This window comes from Stenomitos rutilans (genome assembly GCF_059505485.1).
The window spans coordinates 43,822-60,090 of the sequence record NZ_JCACKR010000033.1 but is presented as its reverse complement, the minus strand read 5'-3'; the positions used below and the strand labels follow the sequence as shown (position 1 = coordinate 60,090).

Sequence of the window (16,269 nt, the reverse complement as noted above, 5' to 3'; positions counted from 1 at the left end):
TGGTAAGAATGCCCATTCCGGAGCCTATCTGCAAGAACAGCAGCCTATTCTTAGTGGAGATTTGTAAATCTGAGCAAGTTTGAAGGTGAACGCGTAGCGCTAGTCCCTTCATTCTTAGCTGTAGCCACGTTTAGCAGTCGATATTTCATGCGGTTGCTGGTCAAGTCTCGGTCAGAACGCTCTGCGCAACTTACAATTTTGAGTGTATGGTCATGCCTCGCCATGAACGCTAACGCGCTTAACGACCAGCCCGAATCGCACGTACCGTTTCTCCCCTTTTGTGTCATGTCTCTCGTTGCTTTACCGATCGCCGTCTTTACGTCTCCAGGCCCAATGCTGTTGGAATGGGGGCCGTTCTCCATCCGTTGGTATGGGTTTTTAATCGCATCGGCTGTGCTGATTGGCGTGACGCTTGCCCAATGGTTAGCTAGTCGCCGTGACGTCAACCCAGATCTGCTTAGCGATTTGGCACTTTGGCTCGTCATTGCGGCCATTCCGAGCGCGCGGCTTTATTATGTTGCGTTTCAGTGGCAAGAGTATGCCCAGCATCCCGATCAGATTATTGCCATTTGGAAAGGTGGGATCGCGATTCACGGTGCCATCTTGGGTGGGTTAGTCGCCAGCTTGCTGTTTGCCCGTCTGCGCCATATTTCCTTCTGGCAATTAGCAGATTTAGTAGCACCATCGCTGATTTTGGGGCAGGCGATCGGGCGCTGGGGCAATTTCTTTAATTCGGAAGCGTTTGGTCGTCCGACTGATTTGCCCTGGAAGCTCTACATTCCTTTGGAGCGCCGTCCGGCTGGCTATGAGGGGTTTGAATACTTTCATCCCACGTTTCTGTACGAGTCGGTCTGGAATCTTACGGTGTTCAGTCTTTTGATTGCGCTCTTTTTTTGGGGCTTGAAAGCACCCTCTCGACTGAAGGTTGGTACTCTCTTTTTGGTCTATCTCGTCGCCTATAGCTGTGGCCGCGTTTGGATTGAGGGGCTGCGTACCGATAGCTTGATGCTAGGCCCATTACGCATTGCCCAGGTCGTTAGCTTGACCCAGATTGCGATCGGGCTGTTTGGTTTGGCTTGGCTGTATGGTCTCGATCGCGCTCTACCAGACGTAGCCTCACCTCAGAAGCAAACTGCCGCCAAAGCATCGCATCAGCCAAATCGAATGCCCTAAACACGTTTTGCACCAGATTTTGCCAAAAAAAACACCCCAGAACCAAAGGCTCCAGGGCGAAATCAGGGTGCATCTACCACTCTATTCTTCTGCGCTACGGCGACCCGTCCGGAGAAAATGAAATACACGCCATCTAATGCTTCCCTTTTGTGACTAACCAACTGCCTCAGCCGCCTGCTGTCCCTTTACTCCCTGCGGTCTACATTGTGGGTGCTGGCCCTGGTGCCCCCGATTTGCTGACTGTCAAAGCTCAGCACCTCCTCGCACAGGCAGATGTTGTCTTATTTGCCGATTCTCTCGTGCCTGAGGCGCTTTTGTACGGTGTACGCTCTGCTGCAGAACTGATACCAACGGCTGCAAAAACCTTGGAAGAAATTGTGCAGCTCATGGTGGCACGCGTGCAGGCAGGATGTAGTGTCGTTCGGTTACATTCAGGTGATCCCAGTCTTTACAGTGCTGCGCAAGAGCAAATGCAGGCACTATTGGAGGCTGGCATTCCCTTTGAAGTTGTGCCTGGTATTAGTGCTTTTCAAGCGGCAGCGGCAAAACTTCGTGTTGAGTTAACGCTACCAGGGGTTGTGCAAACTATTATCCTGACTCGCATAAGTGGGCGTACAGAGGTGCCCTCAACCGAGGAACTCACTACGCTAGCAGTTCATCAAGCGAGCTTGTGTCTTTACCTGAGTGCAAAGCATGTTGAGACGGCACAGGCAAAGCTAATGCAGCACTATCCAGCCGACACGCCAGTCGCCATCTGCTTTCGCTTGAGCTGGCAGGATGAAAAAATCTGGTTAGTGCCGTTGTCCGACATGGCTAAGACGACTCAGCAAGAAAAGCTGACGCGGACAACACTTTATATCGTTAGCCCAGCATTGGCTACTGCAACGGTACCAGAGACCGGCATTCATTTAGAAGTCTCTAGCCGTCGATCGCCCTCACGATCGCGTCTTTACAACCCCAGTCATCCGCATCTTTTTCGCCCGTCAAGCTCATAAGTACTGAACGAGCTGATGGGGTAAACACGATCGAGACGATCGTGGTGTGCGTTTCCGGATTGGTGGCGATTCGCTGTGTTGTCATCCTTATGAAGCACTCATAGGTATAAACCCGCCGGATTATCTGGCGGGTTTTTTGTCTACATCGGCAGGGCGCAGTTTGCGCTGAGTAAAGCTGTAAGAATAGAGAAACCACCGCGATACAGATTTTGTTGCGATACCTGTAACTTCTGCCTATGAAAGCGCTTGCGATCCTATTGACCTCTCTTCTTCTGGCTGGCTGGATTAGCGCGATTGCGATTCTGGCGATCCAAAACTTTAGCCCTGTTTCGCTACGCTTTTTGGGCTTTCAGTCAATTAACATTCCTGTTGGCTTAGTGCTGGCCTTTAGCGTTGGCATCGGCGTTTTGGGCACCGCGGTCGTTCAACCGTTGCTTGGGCTTTCCAGCTTCCAGCGAGACGACGATGATTAAGAAAAATTTCGAGTTTTAGGTGATGAGTTTTAAGTTGAAGCCAGCCGTCTGAAAAACAAAGCTGAGAATTAGCAGCCCTGCCGCTTACCGAACCCTTTAAAGTGCGTAGACTTGCCCATCAATCAGCAAGCGGGTGATACCCTTTGCTTGCAGATGCGAAGAGGTTTTTTGTAGCACTTGCGCATCAGGCAGCTTAATCACCCGCTGCGTGCGAGGATTTGAGTAGCGTTTAGCGACTCGATGATTGTCAAAAATGGGCAGCGTTTTTTCTAAAATTTCGGCTTCGGGAATTTGACCCAAATCGCCAAATTCCTTTAACGGTCTGGCAATCAGCTCCGCTGAGCGATCGACAACCAGATAGCAGGTTCGTGGTAGGGCGGCTTCTGCTAAGGGCAATACCTGTACCAGGGCTTTCCCGGCAATGCGGCTTCCTACTAACAGTGCCTCGTCTTCCAGATCATCGTCCAGGTCATCCTCATCTAAATCATCATCATCAAGCCCGTCGTCATCTAGATCATCTTCTTCATCGTTCTCTAGATCGCTAGCCAACTCTGCTTCTGGCAGCAAGTCTTCTCCAGTAATGGCTTCAGCGGTTTTGGACGGGGTAGCAAACACTGCATCCCGATCGTCATAGGTTGGATCAAGGTAGGCTTCACCTGCCGCATCAGAAGGTGAGGCCTCATCCCCAAGCGGCTCTATCGGTAATTGTTCTACTGAGTCGAGCGACTTTGACTTAACGATCGGCGGCGCAATAAATGTGGTTGACGGAGACGCTTCAGGGGGAGCAGAAGAGCGCTTTCGTAGTCGTCGTCCATTGGCTGTAACAGACAATGGCTCACTTGAAGTTTCCACTTGCGGTTGATGGGGCAGCGGTTCGGTAGGCGCTTCGACGACAACCGTCTTAGCATCAAAGGGTTCTTTCAGATTGACCGGACTAGGAGCAACTTCCATTACTTCCGGCCCCAGAGCTTCATGCAGTGTCGATATAGTCTGAGGTGCTGGTTCGTTCAGCGTCTTTGAAGTCTCAGGAGCAAATGCTTCAGAGTCTGAAGTCAGAGATGAGGTGGCCTCGGTTGAGGTGCGGTTTCCCCGCTTCTGCTGAATCAGAATGTCGTATTCTGCTTCAGAGAAACTCTGTTTGAGAATACGGCTGATTGTACTATTGCTCACACCATAGCGGCTTGCCAGCGTAGAGGTTGTCTCACCTGGTTGCCGATAGAGTTGTAAAATTTCCTGCTTGTCAGACTCGGACAGTTTTCGAGAGGTCATGCTTTAGGCTGCAAAGAGAACAGGCCGTTTGCTTCATTCTATGCTGAAGTGTTGGCATCTGGAGGCGATCGCCCAATCAGGCCGAGAACCAGGTAGCCTACTTCAACGGCGAAATTCACAGTAAAACCGCTGCTTAAGATGTCTTGCACGCTGCGTGTCGAATCAAGACGAGGCCCGTCTACGCCCACCTGTACGGCTGCGTGTGCGACTGGATAAATCATGCTCTAGCGCGGCCCCAATACCAAACAACACACCACTAAACACCCAAAAGACTTCCAAAAAGCCGCCGCTTTGATAATTAGCTAAATGCGTCGTCGCGTATTTGAACCAAATGTCAGCCACGTAGAGTGAGAAGGCGGCGGCGGCAATCATGCGCCAGGATTGAGCGAAGCGCCCCCCCCAAAAAGCGAGCAGCAACGTAGTGGCAATAATTAACAGCAGCACATCGCAGACAACGTAAAAGCCATTGACGTAGGGCTTGAGGGGTTTTAACGTTTCCTCTAGCGATAAAGCCCACTCTGGCGGCGGCGCTTTTGTCTCACCAACAGAGACGGAGGACGTTGAACTTCCAGGAGCCATTTCTGGTGCCTTTCTATCAGCAGCGGGGACAGGCGCGACGATGGGTGGTGCAGGCGAGGCAGATGGTTGCGTTGGCTTTGGCTTTGCAACAGAAGCCGCTTTGGGGCTAGCTTTGACAGCAGTTGGCTTTGCCGTTGGTTTTGTGACTGGTTTCGTCGCTGGTGCTGTTTGCGCTGCAACAGGTTGGATCAAGAAAGATTGAGGTGTGCTATCGGCGACTGGCGAGGCTACAAACCATGAAATGACAATGCTCAGCGCCGCAATAACTGCAACCACGCCCCACTGCCAAAGCTCTAGATTCAACCGCCGGGATGCGACGGCAAGCAGAATGCCAACAATAAGAAAGATGTAGGTCAGGATGTAAAAGAAGTCGCCTGGAGACACATCAGCCTCTTGTCCTAAAACCGTTTCCCAGTAGAAGAAAAACAGATTGCCCAGGAAATAAAACAGCATCCCCAACCCAATGCAGAGCCAGACGTTGCGACCGCTTACAATCTGTGGACTACGCCAGTTTCTAAAGCACAGCCAGGCGGCGGTAAAATAGGCAATTTCTTCAAAAACTGTCGTGCCAAGAGAATACCAAAGCGGATGCTCTTGCCCTGGCAGCGTCGCACTGAAAAGCAGGAAAAACAGCAGCGCTAAGACGGCCCAGACAATCTCAGAAAGGACGATCGTCTGGACTGATAACAACGCTTTAGGAGAACTAGATGATTTGTCCAAGGGACTGCCTACCAAACTTCAAGAAGGGTGATGTAGAAGGGGAGCGGCTCAACAGGCACGCTTGCGGCAAGACTCGCATCGTAATCGAAAGGGGCGGCGATGGCTACAAAGCGTGAACATTTCTTAGCTAACGCCACAGCTTACCTAAGGGAGATTGGTTGAGCCAGGCTTGAAAGACCGTGCGATCGTTGCCTGACAGGTCTTGTAAGGTGTCGATCGCCCGTTCTGCAAAGGTAGTATTCCCAAAATAGGCTTTCCCTAAGCGATGGAGTTCTTGCAGGAGCGTATTGAGGTGATGCTCCTGCCAGGGAGGAATTTGCGGCGCATCCAGGGGATCAACCGTGAGCAAATACTTAATCGCCTCTGGCGACTCCGCTTGTGGAAAGCGCCATTGCTTAAACACTTCTGCAATATCTTTCTGAAAAAGACCCGCCTGCCGATTACCCAGCAAATCTTCAATATCGATGTATACAGCTTGTAGCATCAGCAGGGATGCTTTGATGTAAACCGGCGTAGCTGCCGTATCGCCCCCACCGTCTGCATCTGCCGCCAGTTGCTCTAAGCGAATTTTGCCCCAAACACTGTAGCGCTCAGGCTCTTCCAGCAGCACACAAGCTTTGCCCTGGTTGTCAGTGAGATCGCGCCAGAATGTCTTCGCATCTTCCTCTTGGCTTGCATTAAAAACACTCAGCAAACGGAAAGTTTGTCCCTGATACGTAAGAATGGGGATTTGCTGATCCCGTTTTGGGTGCTGAACACTAGTGATCTCAACATCCTGCCTTTTCAGAATAAACATGACGCTGCCAATTAACTCCTGTCGGGACTGGGCGTTTGGGCGGGATGATAGAGCACGATCTCGCCAGTGGTTAAAGGAGGTAGCTCAATAACTGTCAACTACTTTAACGATTGTCAGCTATAGATTCTAAAGTGATGTTAAAGCAAACATACCTTAAGCAATTCCCCATTTTGAGTCACTAATTGACATTCCCTCACGTGACCTCGCCTCAAGTTTTGGGAGGGGCTGTTTTCTGCTTCTAGCTGAGGGCTAATTGCCCTGGGGTGTTTATGGTTAAACTCCTGAAGTTAAAGACATACTGCTTGTAGTGCGTTATCTATTATTTATAAATGGATAGCCTGGCGTAAGGTTTAGTCCTACCAAACGTTACATAAAAGCATCGTACAGCTAGAGTTCAGAGTAGCGCAGAAACCCAAGGTTGAGCATGGTTTATCGTCAACGTCTTAGGACAGTTGTTTCTCACGTGTGCTTGCGGGCTGTAGACAGAGACTTCCTTTGAGGGCTTCGTCTCCAATCGAGCACTCAAACTTCTGAGCAAGCGCAAGGACTTCTTGGTTTATGCTAATGCTATAACAGCACTTATCCTTGGATCCTTAGCTCAGTGGATAGAGCAACCGCCTTCTAAGCGGTCGGCCACAGGTTCAAATCCTGTAGGATCCGCTGGTTTACGTCATTGTCAGATTGAGTAAAGGCTGAACGCAGTAGAAGCGGGTCAGGCTTAGTTCTGGCTATGACGATGACACTGAACTCAGCGACTCAGCGGAGAAAACCTCTCACTAATAGCAGATGCCAGTTAGGAGTAGAGAGCCGACGATCGAATAAGCACGCTAGATAGCGAAAACGGTCCGTTGGATTTAGAGCAAAAGTTGAGCTGCGATGAAGAGTTTAATGCTTCTGGTTCCGTTACTACTGGCGGTCTCAATTCCTGTCCTTGCTCTTTACGCGTACACGCCACCGACTGAGGGTGGGCCTGGATCTTCACGAGGCAGCGGCACCCGTATTCTTTGTCCCATAACATGGGGCGTCATACCTCTGCATGAGACTGCTGTCAGCAGAAGCTAGACAACGTTATTCTTTCTGCTCAATTTAGCTTACCTGTCCTGTTTGTTTGGCTTTTGTTCTTGAGATTCTGTTTCCCGCAAAGCCAGTCTGGCACATAGTTTCGCTTGAGCTAAGTGCGATAGTTCGTGCAATTATGAGGACAGTAATGCAAATTTTATGCAAACCCAGCTATACATTCGTTCACAAACCAGATAAACTTCTCGTTCGTAGGCTTATTGACTTTGTTGAATCGGGATTAATCATGGTTAGATATCGGGCTGCTGTTGCGTTCATATTGACGATGATCGCTGTGATGCTAGTGAGCTTTGGTGGCATTGCAGAGGCAAAAACGCTGTCCTATACCCCCGCACAGGTAGAAGAAATTCAGACGTATGCCGCTGAGGTTTCAGAACTTCGCGATCGCCTGCCTGAGCTTGCTAAGCTGATCCAAGACGAAAACTGGACATTTGCGCGCAACTTCATTCACGGTCCCCTGGGAGAGCTACGCACCAAAATGGCTTACATCTCGCGCAGCTTGGTACCAACTGAGCAGGCAAAAGCCCGTGAACAAGCAAATGAAACCTTTAAAGGTTTCGTCGCGATCGACGCGGCTGCCGAAAAGAAGGATTACAAAGCCGCCATTCGCAATTTTGGTAAAGCGGTCAAAAGTCTGGATGCTTTTCTAGAACTTGTTCCTGGCGCTTAAAGAACCTTATCTGTGAGGAGGGAGCCAGCAAGATTAGATGTCTTGGCAACGGTAAGGCTCCTCCTCAGCCAATAGGGTTTGGTGTCTCCAAAAATCGTGTGCAACGTCTCTTGCTCTGTCGCCAGCGTTTCATGGCCGTTTACAGAGCTTCAAGTGCCTGCTTAAGATCGGCAGTGAGTAATTGAGCGCTCTGCTTCGGTGCTTTCAAGTCGTAAGCAGCCACGTATAGCGGTTGTCCAATGAAAATTTTGACTCGACAACGCCACGGCGCAAGCGGCTTGCTGTAGTACAGCCGAATGGGCACTACTTGAATACCAAGCTTTGGCTGGCTGGCTTCTGCCTGTAACGCGAGTCGTGCCAAACCTGGTTTCAGCCGCTGCACCTGGGTTTCACGAAAAATATTGCCCTCAGGAAAGATCACAAGCGATTCCCGGTTTTGCAGTAGTTCTACGCCATGCCTCAAACTTGCGATCGCCGGACGGCTTGTGTCGATCGGAAACCCACCTAAATGGCGGATAAACCATCCCTGTAGTCCTCTCACCTCATCTGCCGACACCATAAAGCGTAGGTGACGACCCGTCACATCCTGTCCTGCCGCATAAGGAATAAGAACAGCATCCCAACGGGAGCGGTGCGTAGGGGCAAGAATCACTGGCCCCGTCCGAGGTAAGTTTTCGCGCCCAATGACTTCAACTCGTTTGAAGTAAGCAGGCACGACAAGATGACGACCCAAAGGATAAACCAGTGATGCCAACCAGGAAGAGCATTGGGAGTCTGACGGTGGGGCAACAGGGTGACCATGAATGGCGGTTCCTTTCAGCAGGCGCACTGCAAATGAGGCGCTTGACGCAGTTGGCTGCGAAGGGATATCACAATCATCAGAGTGCGAGCTCGCTTGGCAAACTTGCTGCTCGTAGCCAAGTGGACTCACCTGAGTGTCAGAGGCGGCAGGCAGTTGCCCTGCGGTGTAAAACGGTCTAGTCGAATCAAGCGAGTTCATAGCGTACACAGGGCAGACGAGATGCGAAAACAACACGTACATCTACCGTAGAGTGCCCTGAAATTATCGTCGTCTGCTCTAGGGACAGTTTTTAGGGTGGCATGAGAGGAAACGGATGGCTGCGGCGTTGAGCAAACCAGGACTGTAATTGCTGTCGGCACGTCACCTCTAAGATGCCACCCAGCACTGGAAGTCGATGGTTAGAGCAAGCGCCGTCAGGAAGGTTGAGCACCGATCGCACGGCTCCTGCTTTGGGGTCATCGGCTCCATACACTAATTGACCTAACCGTGCTAACACTAAAGCCCCTGCACACATGGGACACGGTTCTAGCGTCACATAGAGAGTGCATTGGGTGAGATGCCAGGAGTTGAGTACCTGCCCTGCGGCTCGTAAAACGAGGATCTCAGCATGAGCAGTAGGGTCGTGATCGCGTTCGCGTCGGTTTTCAGCCTGGGCGATCGCCTGTCCCGCCGCATTGACAATCACTGCCCCAACTGGCACATCCCCAGCATCACCCGCGGCTTGGGCAAGCGCGATCGCCCGCTCCATCCACTGTCGATGTTGCAGGTAGTCTGGATGGTTAAAGGCTTCCGGAACTGACATAGCCGAGACCTGCCAGTCTATAGCGCTGGCTCTATAAGCAGGGGATCTAGTTGCCGCTGCCTGTCTAGTTGATAGAGATCATCACAACCGCCAATGTACCGTCGATTAATAAAAATCTGGGGTACCGATCGACGACCCTCTGCACGTTCAGCCATTTTCGCCCTAGCAGCTTCATCGCCATCAATTTTATATTCTGTAAAATGAACCCCTTTCCACCACAGCAGCAGTTTGGCGCGAATGCAGAACGGGCAAGTCTGCCAGGTGTAGATTTCGACGGTTGCTTTTACTCGTTCGGGATGACGGTTCAGTAGAGAATTGAGTCCTTGAAGCATGGGAGAACTCCACGATCGCGGTGAACAACTAATCAATAAGAGGGGAAGGGTACAACGAGGAGTATGCCGAGTCCAGCGAGGGCAATCGCCAACGAAACCGCTAGCAGTTTGAGGCGCTGCAGCCAGGGATGGCTTGTGGGAGGGCTCTGCTGGGGATTGCGCGATCGTGGCTGGGCAGGCGCAACCAACAGAATGAGGCTACCTAACACCATCAAGCTCCCCAAGATTGCAGTCGTTCCAGCAATCCAGGCAGAAATCAACCAAAGCATTGCATCATCGACGGTTAAAGAAGCTGAACCAGGCACCTTAGCTGAAAAGCGTGTATGCCTCTTAGCTAAGGCAACCTGGACTGAATTAACCCTAATTTTAACGCTAGCAGTACAAGAATCCTCAGCGTGTATCCTATTGAGTGTGCCAATCCAATGCAATTAATTCAGCCAAGTAAGACAGCACTGCTCCAACGCAGGCACTTAGCTAAACATCATAAATTCGGCATTCCACAGCATCGGGGCGCTCGTCGCAATAGCGGTCGAGGCTCGTCTTCTGCTGCAAACGGCGATCAGCAGAAGCAGCCTGTACCTCTTCTACTGCATCCCAAGCCGCAGCACACTCACTGGAAAGATCTCCATTGGTGCTACATGCCGCGCGCGCTTGTTCCAGCATGGACGGTAGCTGCTCTTCGAGGGAGGTGGTGCCGTTTTCTAACGTGTCATTCAACAGCTTAGACATATTGGTTTGAATCTCCTGCTTATGGGGTTGATGTAGCGTTAACCCGTTTACCTGCACGTATGTAGTGAGTGCATAGTTCCAATCTAACGCTGTTTTCCCAGTTTGGTTATGAGGAAACCTGGCTCTTGAGAATGCGGGTAACCGATCAACGACGCTTTTGAAAAGACTTACAGCAGCTCTTGATCGAGTAAGCCACGGTTTGATTGGTGCCGAGGGCCGATGTAGGGTATGGGGTGCGGTGAAGCCAAACGAAACCGGATGCCTGTGTAAAGCAATGAGCGCAGCAAAACTTAACACGCTGAAGCAGCGAGATTCCTATTAAGCGCGTCTCCCCCTTTTGGTAGACTTAAAGACTGAGAACAGCATTTATGAAACCGCGCAAAATCAAGCAGTTGGAGGACTTACTTCGTGGAGAACACGCTCGGTCTAGAGATTATTGAAGTCGTAGAGCAGGCTGCGATCGCATCTGCCCGTTGGATGGGCAAAGGCGAGAAGAACATTGCTGACCAAGTAGCAGTGGAAGCCATGCGCGAACGCATGAACAAGATTTATATGCGGGGACGCATTGTGATCGGAGAGGGCGAGCGGGATGACGCACCGATGCTCTACATCGGCGAAGAAGTCGGTGTTTGTACACAACCAAACGCAAAAGATTTTTGTAATCCCGATGAGTTGATCGAGATTGACATTGCAGTAGACCCTTGCGAAGGCACAAACTTGGTCGCCTATGGACAGCCTGGTTCAATGGCCGTGCTGGCAATCTCCGAAAAAGGCGGGCTTTTTGCCGCACCTGACTTCTACATGAAGAAGTTGGCGGCTCCCGCTGCGGCTAAAGGCAAAGTAGACATTAACAAATCAGCCACTGAAAACCTCAAAATTTTGTCTGAATGCCTGGATCGGTCGATCGAAGAACTGGTGGTTGTCGTGATGAAGCGCGATCGACATGCCGAGCTCATCAAAGAAATTCGGGATGCTGGTGCAAGAGTTTCTCTTATTAGCGATGGAGACGTTGGAGCCGCAATCTCCTGCGGCTTTGCAGGCACAAACATCCATGCGCTCATGGGGATTGGCGCAGCACCCGAAGGTGTAATCTCTGCGGCGGCGATGCGCGCTTTAGGTGGGCATTTCCAGGGACAGCTTATCTATGATCCAGCGATTGTGAAGACGGGTCTCATTGGTGAGAGTAAAGAAGCGAACCTCGATCGTCTGAAGAGCATGAACATCACCGACCCCGATAAAGTCTACGACGCCCATGAACTTGCTTCTGGTGAAACTGTCCTGTTTGCAGGATGTGGCATCACCTCTGGCAATTTAATGGAAGGCGTGCGCTTTTTCGGCGGCGGCGCTAGAACCCAGTCACTGGTTATTTCTAACCAGTCCAACACAGCCCGGTTTGTAGACACTATCCACTTATCTGGACAGCCAAAAGTCGTGCAGTTGCATTAAGTTGTTAGTAATGAGTTGTTAGTTGTTAGACACATTGCTGCTAACAACTAACAACCAAAAGCTAATAACTGGAATTCGGTTCACCACAAAAGAGCGCACTTTTAATAAGATAATTAAGATGAACATTGCCGTTGTAGGGTTAAGCCACAAAACAGCCCCGGTTGACGTTCGAGAAAAACTGAGCATTCCAGAGACCCTTTATGACCGTGCGATCGCGCAGCTTTGCGCTTGCCCACACCTGGAAGAAGTGGCTGTCCTCAGCACCTGTAATCGCCTAGAGATCTATCTAGTCACCAGCGAAACCGAGCAGGGTATCCGCGAAGTCACCCAGTTTTTAGGCGATCACAGTAAGCTTTTTCTCCCTCAGTTACGTCCTCATCTGTTTACTTTGCTGCATCAAGATGCTGTCATGCATTTAATGCGTGTTGCCTCTGGGCTCGATAGCCTGGTGCTGGGCGAAGGACAAATCCTGGCACAGGTCAAGCACTGCCACAAGCTCGGTCAGCAGCATCAGGGCATTGGGCGCATTCTCAATCAACTCTTTAAACAGGCTCTCACCGCAGGCAAACGCGTCCGTACAGAGACTAGTATTGGCACAGGAGCGGTTTCCATTAGTTCTGCGGCAGTGGAATTGGCACAAATCAAAGCCCAAAATTTAGCCGCCTGTCGTGTGGGCATATTGGGCGCAGGTAAGATGTCTCGCCTGCTGGTACAACACTTGTTGTCCAAAGGTGCCGTCAATATTTCAATTTTGAATCGCTCGCTCGAACGCGCCCAAGAGTTAGCCAAGCTCTTTCCAGACGCAGCATTACGCCTACACCCGCTGTCCGACTTATCTACCATACTGGCAAACTCCGACATCGTGTTTACCAGCACAGCCGCCACAGAACCCTTGCTCGATCGCGCCAAACTCGAAATGGTGTTAGATCCCGCACAACCGTTGCTGCTGTTTGATATTGCGGTGCCGCGAAACGTTCACACAGATGTAAACGAATTGCCCCATGTGCAAGCCTTTAACGTGGATGACCTGAAGGCAGTGGTGGCACAAAATCAGGAAAGCCGCCGTCAAATGGCAATGGAAGCAGAGATGCTGCTGGATGAAGAGGTGGATACCTTTGATAGCTGGCTGCGATCGCTCGAAACCGTCTCGACCATCAGCAGCTTGCGTGAAAAAGTGGAAACAATCCGGGCGCAAGAACTTGAAAAAGCCTTGTCGCGTCTGGGCACCGAGTTCGCCGAAAAGCACCAGGAAGTCATCGAAGCGCTCACCCGTGGCATTGTGAACAAAATCTTGCATGACCCAATGGTGCAGTTGCGGGCACAGCAAGATATTGAAGCCAGACGGCAGGCGATGGAAACCCTCACAACCCTGTTTAAGCTTGAATCTACGTCGAATAAGCAGTTTGGCTAAGATGGGGCACTGGGAGGCGGGAGACAGAAGGTAGGAAAGGTATAAAGTCAGAAGGCTAGAATAAACTGGCTGACCCCTGTGATTTCGGCTGGTGAGAAATTTAAGGAAAGGCCAGCGCTGATTTTTTGGAAAAACGGCGATCGTTTGCTTTCGTCGGAAGAGCATTAAGCGATGGCTTGATGCAGGGTTTCAGCCAAGTCCCGCAATCACACTGGCTTCGAGTTATCGGCACTGGCTTCTACTGCCTATGCCGCTTGAAAGTCGCCCAAAATTTTTACTTCTGGCTCCAACTGTAGCGACCATCGCTGCTCGACCTCCTGCTGCACGTGGTGGATCAACCGAAAAATGTCGCTTGCCATCGCATTGCCACAGTTAAGAATGAAGTTTGCGTGCCGCTCCGCTATTTGGGCACCGCCGATCTGGTAGCCTTTGAGGCCAGCCTGCTCAATGAGCCATCCTGCTTTGTGCTGTTCGTTTGGATTACGAAAAACGCTGCCACAGCTAGGTAAGTGATAGGGCTGCGTGCTGCGGCGATGCTGATAGTGCTGATTTGTCAGCCTGGTCAGCTCAGCCGGATCAATCCCTGACTTTAGCTGGAACGTTGCCTGCATCACCAACCAGTTTTTGCCCTGCAACGCTGAAGTGCGATAGCGGTAGCGCAAATCTTGTGGGGTCAGAATTTTTGTTGTACCGTCTGGAAGCAACACATGCGCATTGACGAGGTAGTCTGCCATGCAGCCACCGTGGGCACCTGCGTTCATGACGATCGCGCCGCCCACCGTACCAGGGATGCCCACAGCCCATTCCATACCCTGCAAACCGCGTTCAGCTGCTTGCCATGCCAAGCGGGGTAACGGCTCACCCGCACCGACCGTTACTTGTCCAGACTCTAGGTCAAACAGGCTTTGACGTAAACGACGTGTGCTGATCACTAGACCCGGTAAGCCGCGATCGCTAATCAGCAAATTTGAGCCCGCTCCTAGTAGGGTTACTGGTAACCTGTGAGTCTGTGCCCAGTCAAAGCTTGCCTGTAGCTCTGAAACTTGCTTAGGCGCGACATACCATTGAGCAGGCCCTCCTACTCGAAAGGAGGTTAATGAGGCTAGAGGGACACAGGGTTTGATAAGGCAGTCTGTACCTAACAGGTGCACTGGCTGAGTTGCTGACTGGATGCCGCTTCCAGGAGAGTCAAGGCTTAGCCGCACTGTGTCAGAAAGAGCCACTTTGAGGGGATCGTACGAAAGCGTCATGGTATTAAATCATGGTGTGACCCAACCCGTTAGCGCGGAGTGGGTGCGATGGACTAAGGTCGTCGTTTGGCGCATCACACTAGGCTTGGTTGCACCATGCTTGCGATTGCCCTGGCTCCATGCTTTGATGAAACGCCATAACTTCAGGAATCAGTTGGTTCAGATTCCCAGCCCCCAAAAAGAGGGCGATGTCCCCAGGTACAAGCAGTTGAGTTAAGCGGCGACCGACCGCCTGAAGAGACGGTTGGTAGTCTACTTGAGGATGATAGTTTGCAATTAAATTAGCAACCTGTTGCCCACTGATATTGCCTGGGTTTGCTTCACCAGCACTGTAGATGTCACTGACAATAACCACATCAGCATCGCTAAACGACGTGGCAAAATCTTCTAGAAACGTAAGTGTCCGGCTGTAGCGATGTGGCTGAAAGATAGCGACCACTCGCCGTTTAGAGGATGGAGATGCGCCATAGCTTTGCAAACGTGCTGCTGCCAACGTTGCTCGTAGCTCACTAGGGTGGTGGGCATAGTCATCCACAAACAGGATGCCATTATACTCACCGCGTCGCTCAAACCGTCGTCGTGCCCCTTCAAAGGTGGCGATCGCCTGTGCAATCGTGGCAAACTCTAGTTTCAACGCGCGCCCAACCGCAACGGCTGCGAGGGCATTACTTAGATTATGCTTCCCCAACAGCTTGACATTCAAACGTCCTAGAATGACTCCGCGCTCCCAGACGCGTGCGGTCGTACCATCAGCGCGGCACGTCACACAATCGACCGTATAATCTGCGCCAGAAGCACGATCGAGACTGTAGCTAATGGTAGGCTGAAGTTGATCCCTTACGGTTTGGCAATCGATGCTACCGATCAGCGTTTGACAATGGCTCGCAAAGGTTTTGAAAATAGCAATAACTTCATCCAGATTGCTGTAGTGATCAGGATGATCGAGTTCAATGTTCGTCACGATGCCGATGCTGGCTGCCATCTTCACCAAAGAACCATCCGATTCATCCGCTTCAGCGACTAAATGAGCGCCTTGGCCGAGGCGAGCGTTCCCTTCCCAAGCGTTGACTTCGCCTCCTACTACGATCGTGGGGTCAAGTTCTGCTTGCAACAACATATAACCAATCATGCTGCTGGTCGTTGTTTTACCATGAGTGCCTGCAACGGCAATGCTTTCATACTCTTGCATGAGTCCTGCAAGTACATCCGAGCGATGAAAAATGGGGCAGCCCAGATCGCGTGCTGCTAAATATTCAGCATTGGCTGGATGGATGGCGGTAGAGCAAATGACTTGCGGTAGCGTTTCTTCCACCAGGCTGGTCAGCGATGAAGTTGTTAGCGGTGGGGTTGTCAGCGAGCGTGGCAGCGTGGCTTGCTCTGCTCTTACGGTTGCTGACGCGAAACCGATCGTCGCTGATGGCACTGATTCGCGTGCTAACCGCGTGTTGGCTTGAAAAAACTCTAAATTGCTGGGATCTTGGCTCCAAAATATGTGAGCACCCTCTTCTTGAAGTCGTTGCGTAATCCGACTGAGATGCAAATCAGAACCAGATACGGGTAGTCCACGTTTCGCTAACACATAAGCAAGGGCCGACATCCCAATGCCACCAATGCCGATGAAATGAAATGGTCTACCGCTGAAATCGACGGAATTCAGCATTTTTCTTCCTCACACACCACACCAATGTCTCGCGCTATCATATCAAGGATTATCTTTTCGGGATACAGCTTTCTTATAAATCTCA

General features: G+C 51.1%; 16 protein-coding genes and 1 tRNA gene. 7 read left to right on the top strand and 10 right to left on the bottom strand.

Going from position 1 to position 16,269, the window contains the following annotated elements:
• Positions 1–222: 222 nt before the first annotated feature.
• The 3 genes from lgt to AC5JLP_RS05280 all read left to right on the top strand — a co-directional run bounded on the left by lgt (position 223) and on the right by AC5JLP_RS05280 (position 2,641).
• Positions 223–1,173: a prolipoprotein diacylglyceryl transferase gene (gene lgt, locus AC5JLP_RS05290; RefSeq protein WP_496066869.1), complete on the top strand. Its 951-nt coding sequence runs from the start codon at positions 223–225 to the stop codon at positions 1,171–1,173.
• 149 nt (positions 1,174–1,322) lie between these two features.
• Entirely contained in the window at positions 1,323–2,168 is an 846-nt protein-coding gene (cobM, locus tag AC5JLP_RS05285) for a precorrin-4 C(11)-methyltransferase (protein WP_496066868.1), read from the top strand.
• A 257-nt stretch (positions 2,169–2,425) separates the two neighbouring features.
• Positions 2,426–2,641: a DUF1049 domain-containing protein gene (locus tag AC5JLP_RS05280; RefSeq protein ID WP_496066867.1), complete on the top strand. Its 216-nt coding sequence runs from the start codon at positions 2,426–2,428 to the stop codon at positions 2,639–2,641.
• Positions 2,642–2,737: 96 nt separating this feature from the next.
• On the opposite strand, the gene AC5JLP_RS05275 is transcribed toward AC5JLP_RS05280, so the two are convergent.
• The 3 genes from AC5JLP_RS05275 to AC5JLP_RS05265 form a co-directional block, all read right to left on the bottom strand.
• A complete protein-coding gene (locus AC5JLP_RS05275) occupies positions 2,738–3,910 on the bottom strand; it encodes a helix-turn-helix domain-containing protein (RefSeq protein ID WP_496066866.1) in 1,173 nt (390 codons plus the stop codon).
• Positions 3,911–4,072: 162 nt separating this feature from the next.
• Entirely contained in the window at positions 4,073–5,209 is a 1,137-nt protein-coding gene (locus AC5JLP_RS05270) for an SPOR domain-containing protein (RefSeq protein ID WP_496066865.1), read from the bottom strand.
• A gap of 127 nt (positions 5,210–5,336) precedes the next feature.
• Complete coding sequence (locus AC5JLP_RS05265; protein ID WP_496066864.1) at positions 5,337–6,005, bottom strand: Npun_F0813 family protein; 669 nt, start codon at positions 6,003–6,005, stop codon at positions 5,337–5,339.
• Positions 6,006–6,592: 587 nt separating this feature from the next.
• On the opposite strand from AC5JLP_RS05265, the gene AC5JLP_RS05260 reads away from it, so the two are divergent.
• A tRNA-Arg gene (locus tag AC5JLP_RS05260) sits at positions 6,593–6,665 on the top strand.
• Between the two features lie 643 nt (positions 6,666–7,308).
• A complete protein-coding gene (gene psbQ, locus AC5JLP_RS05255; RefSeq protein WP_496066863.1) occupies positions 7,309–7,752 on the top strand; it encodes a photosystem II protein PsbQ in 444 nt (147 codons plus the stop codon).
• Between the two features lie 139 nt (positions 7,753–7,891).
• Here psbQ and AC5JLP_RS05250 read toward each other — a convergent pair whose 3' ends face one another.
• From AC5JLP_RS05250 to AC5JLP_RS05230, 5 genes are all read right to left on the bottom strand, one after another.
• Positions 7,892–8,752: a lysophospholipid acyltransferase family protein gene (locus tag AC5JLP_RS05250; protein WP_496066862.1), complete on the bottom strand. Its 861-nt coding sequence runs from the start codon at positions 8,750–8,752 to the stop codon at positions 7,892–7,894.
• 91 nt (positions 8,753–8,843) lie between these two features.
• Positions 8,844–9,356: a tRNA adenosine(34) deaminase TadA gene (tadA, locus tag AC5JLP_RS05245; RefSeq protein ID WP_496066861.1), complete on the bottom strand. Its 513-nt coding sequence runs from the start codon at positions 9,354–9,356 to the stop codon at positions 8,844–8,846.
• A 17-nt stretch (positions 9,357–9,373) separates the two neighbouring features.
• On the bottom strand, positions 9,374–9,688 hold the full coding sequence (gene grxC / locus AC5JLP_RS05240; protein ID WP_496066860.1) for a glutaredoxin 3: 315 nt from the start codon (positions 9,686–9,688) through the stop codon (positions 9,374–9,376).
• 32 nt (positions 9,689–9,720) lie between these two features.
• Complete coding sequence (locus tag AC5JLP_RS05235) at positions 9,721–9,957, bottom strand: hypothetical protein (RefSeq protein WP_496066859.1); 237 nt, start codon at positions 9,955–9,957, stop codon at positions 9,721–9,723.
• A gap of 205 nt (positions 9,958–10,162) precedes the next feature.
• On the bottom strand, positions 10,163–10,417 hold the full coding sequence (locus AC5JLP_RS05230) for a Calvin cycle protein CP12 (RefSeq protein ID WP_496066858.1): 255 nt from the start codon (positions 10,415–10,417) through the stop codon (positions 10,163–10,165).
• Positions 10,418–10,825: 408 nt separating this feature from the next.
• On the opposite strand from AC5JLP_RS05230, the gene glpX reads away from it, so the two are divergent.
• Both glpX and AC5JLP_RS05220 read left to right on the top strand, forming a co-directional pair.
• Entirely contained in the window at positions 10,826–11,863 is a 1,038-nt protein-coding gene (gene glpX / locus AC5JLP_RS05225; RefSeq protein WP_496066857.1) for a class II fructose-bisphosphatase, read from the top strand.
• A 118-nt stretch (positions 11,864–11,981) separates the two neighbouring features.
• On the top strand, positions 11,982–13,274 hold the full coding sequence (locus AC5JLP_RS05220; RefSeq protein WP_496066856.1) for a glutamyl-tRNA reductase: 1,293 nt from the start codon (positions 11,982–11,984) through the stop codon (positions 13,272–13,274).
• Positions 13,275–13,519: 245 nt separating this feature from the next.
• Here AC5JLP_RS05220 and murB read toward each other — a convergent pair whose 3' ends face one another.
• The gene (gene murB, locus AC5JLP_RS05215) at positions 13,520–14,524 is read right to left on the bottom strand and encodes a UDP-N-acetylmuramate dehydrogenase (protein WP_496066855.1); all 1,005 of its coding nucleotides are present in this window, start codon (positions 14,522–14,524) and stop codon (positions 13,520–13,522) included.
• Positions 14,525–14,603: 79 nt separating this feature from the next.
• A complete protein-coding gene (gene murC / locus AC5JLP_RS05210) occupies positions 14,604–16,184 on the bottom strand; it encodes a UDP-N-acetylmuramate--L-alanine ligase (RefSeq protein ID WP_496066854.1) in 1,581 nt (526 codons plus the stop codon).
• Positions 16,185–16,269: the final 85 nt, after the last annotated feature.

Coding starts and splice junctions, on each gene's coding strand:
- AC5JLP_RS05230 (WP_496066858.1), bottom strand. CDS start 10,417: ATGTCTAAGCTGTTGAATGACACGTTAGAAAACGGCACCACCTCCCTC.
- murC (WP_496066854.1), bottom strand. CDS start 16,184: ATGCTGAATTCCGTCGATTTCAGCGGTAGACCATTTCATTTCATCGGC.
- lgt (WP_496066869.1), top strand. CDS start 223: ATGAACGCTAACGCGCTTAACGACCAGCCCGAATCGCACGTACCGTTT.
- psbQ (WP_496066863.1), top strand. CDS start 7,309: ATGGTTAGATATCGGGCTGCTGTTGCGTTCATATTGACGATGATCGCT.
- AC5JLP_RS05220 (WP_496066856.1), top strand. CDS start 11,982: ATGAACATTGCCGTTGTAGGGTTAAGCCACAAAACAGCCCCGGTTGAC.
- grxC (WP_496066860.1), bottom strand. CDS start 9,688: ATGCTTCAAGGACTCAATTCTCTACTGAACCGTCATCCCGAACGAGTA.
- AC5JLP_RS05265 (WP_496066864.1), bottom strand. CDS start 6,005: ATGTTTATTCTGAAAAGGCAGGATGTTGAGATCACTAGTGTTCAGCAC.
- AC5JLP_RS05250 (WP_496066862.1), bottom strand. CDS start 8,752: ATGAACTCGCTTGATTCGACTAGACCGTTTTACACCGCAGGGCAACTG.
- AC5JLP_RS05275 (WP_496066866.1), bottom strand. CDS start 3,910: ATGACCTCTCGAAAACTGTCCGAGTCTGACAAGCAGGAAATTTTACAA.
- AC5JLP_RS05235 (WP_496066859.1), bottom strand. CDS start 9,957: ATGCTTTGGTTGATTTCTGCCTGGATTGCTGGAACGACTGCAATCTTG.
- murB (WP_496066855.1), bottom strand. CDS start 14,524: ATGACGCTTTCGTACGATCCCCTCAAAGTGGCTCTTTCTGACACAGTG.
- tadA (WP_496066861.1), bottom strand. CDS start 9,356: ATGTCAGTTCCGGAAGCCTTTAACCATCCAGACTACCTGCAACATCGA.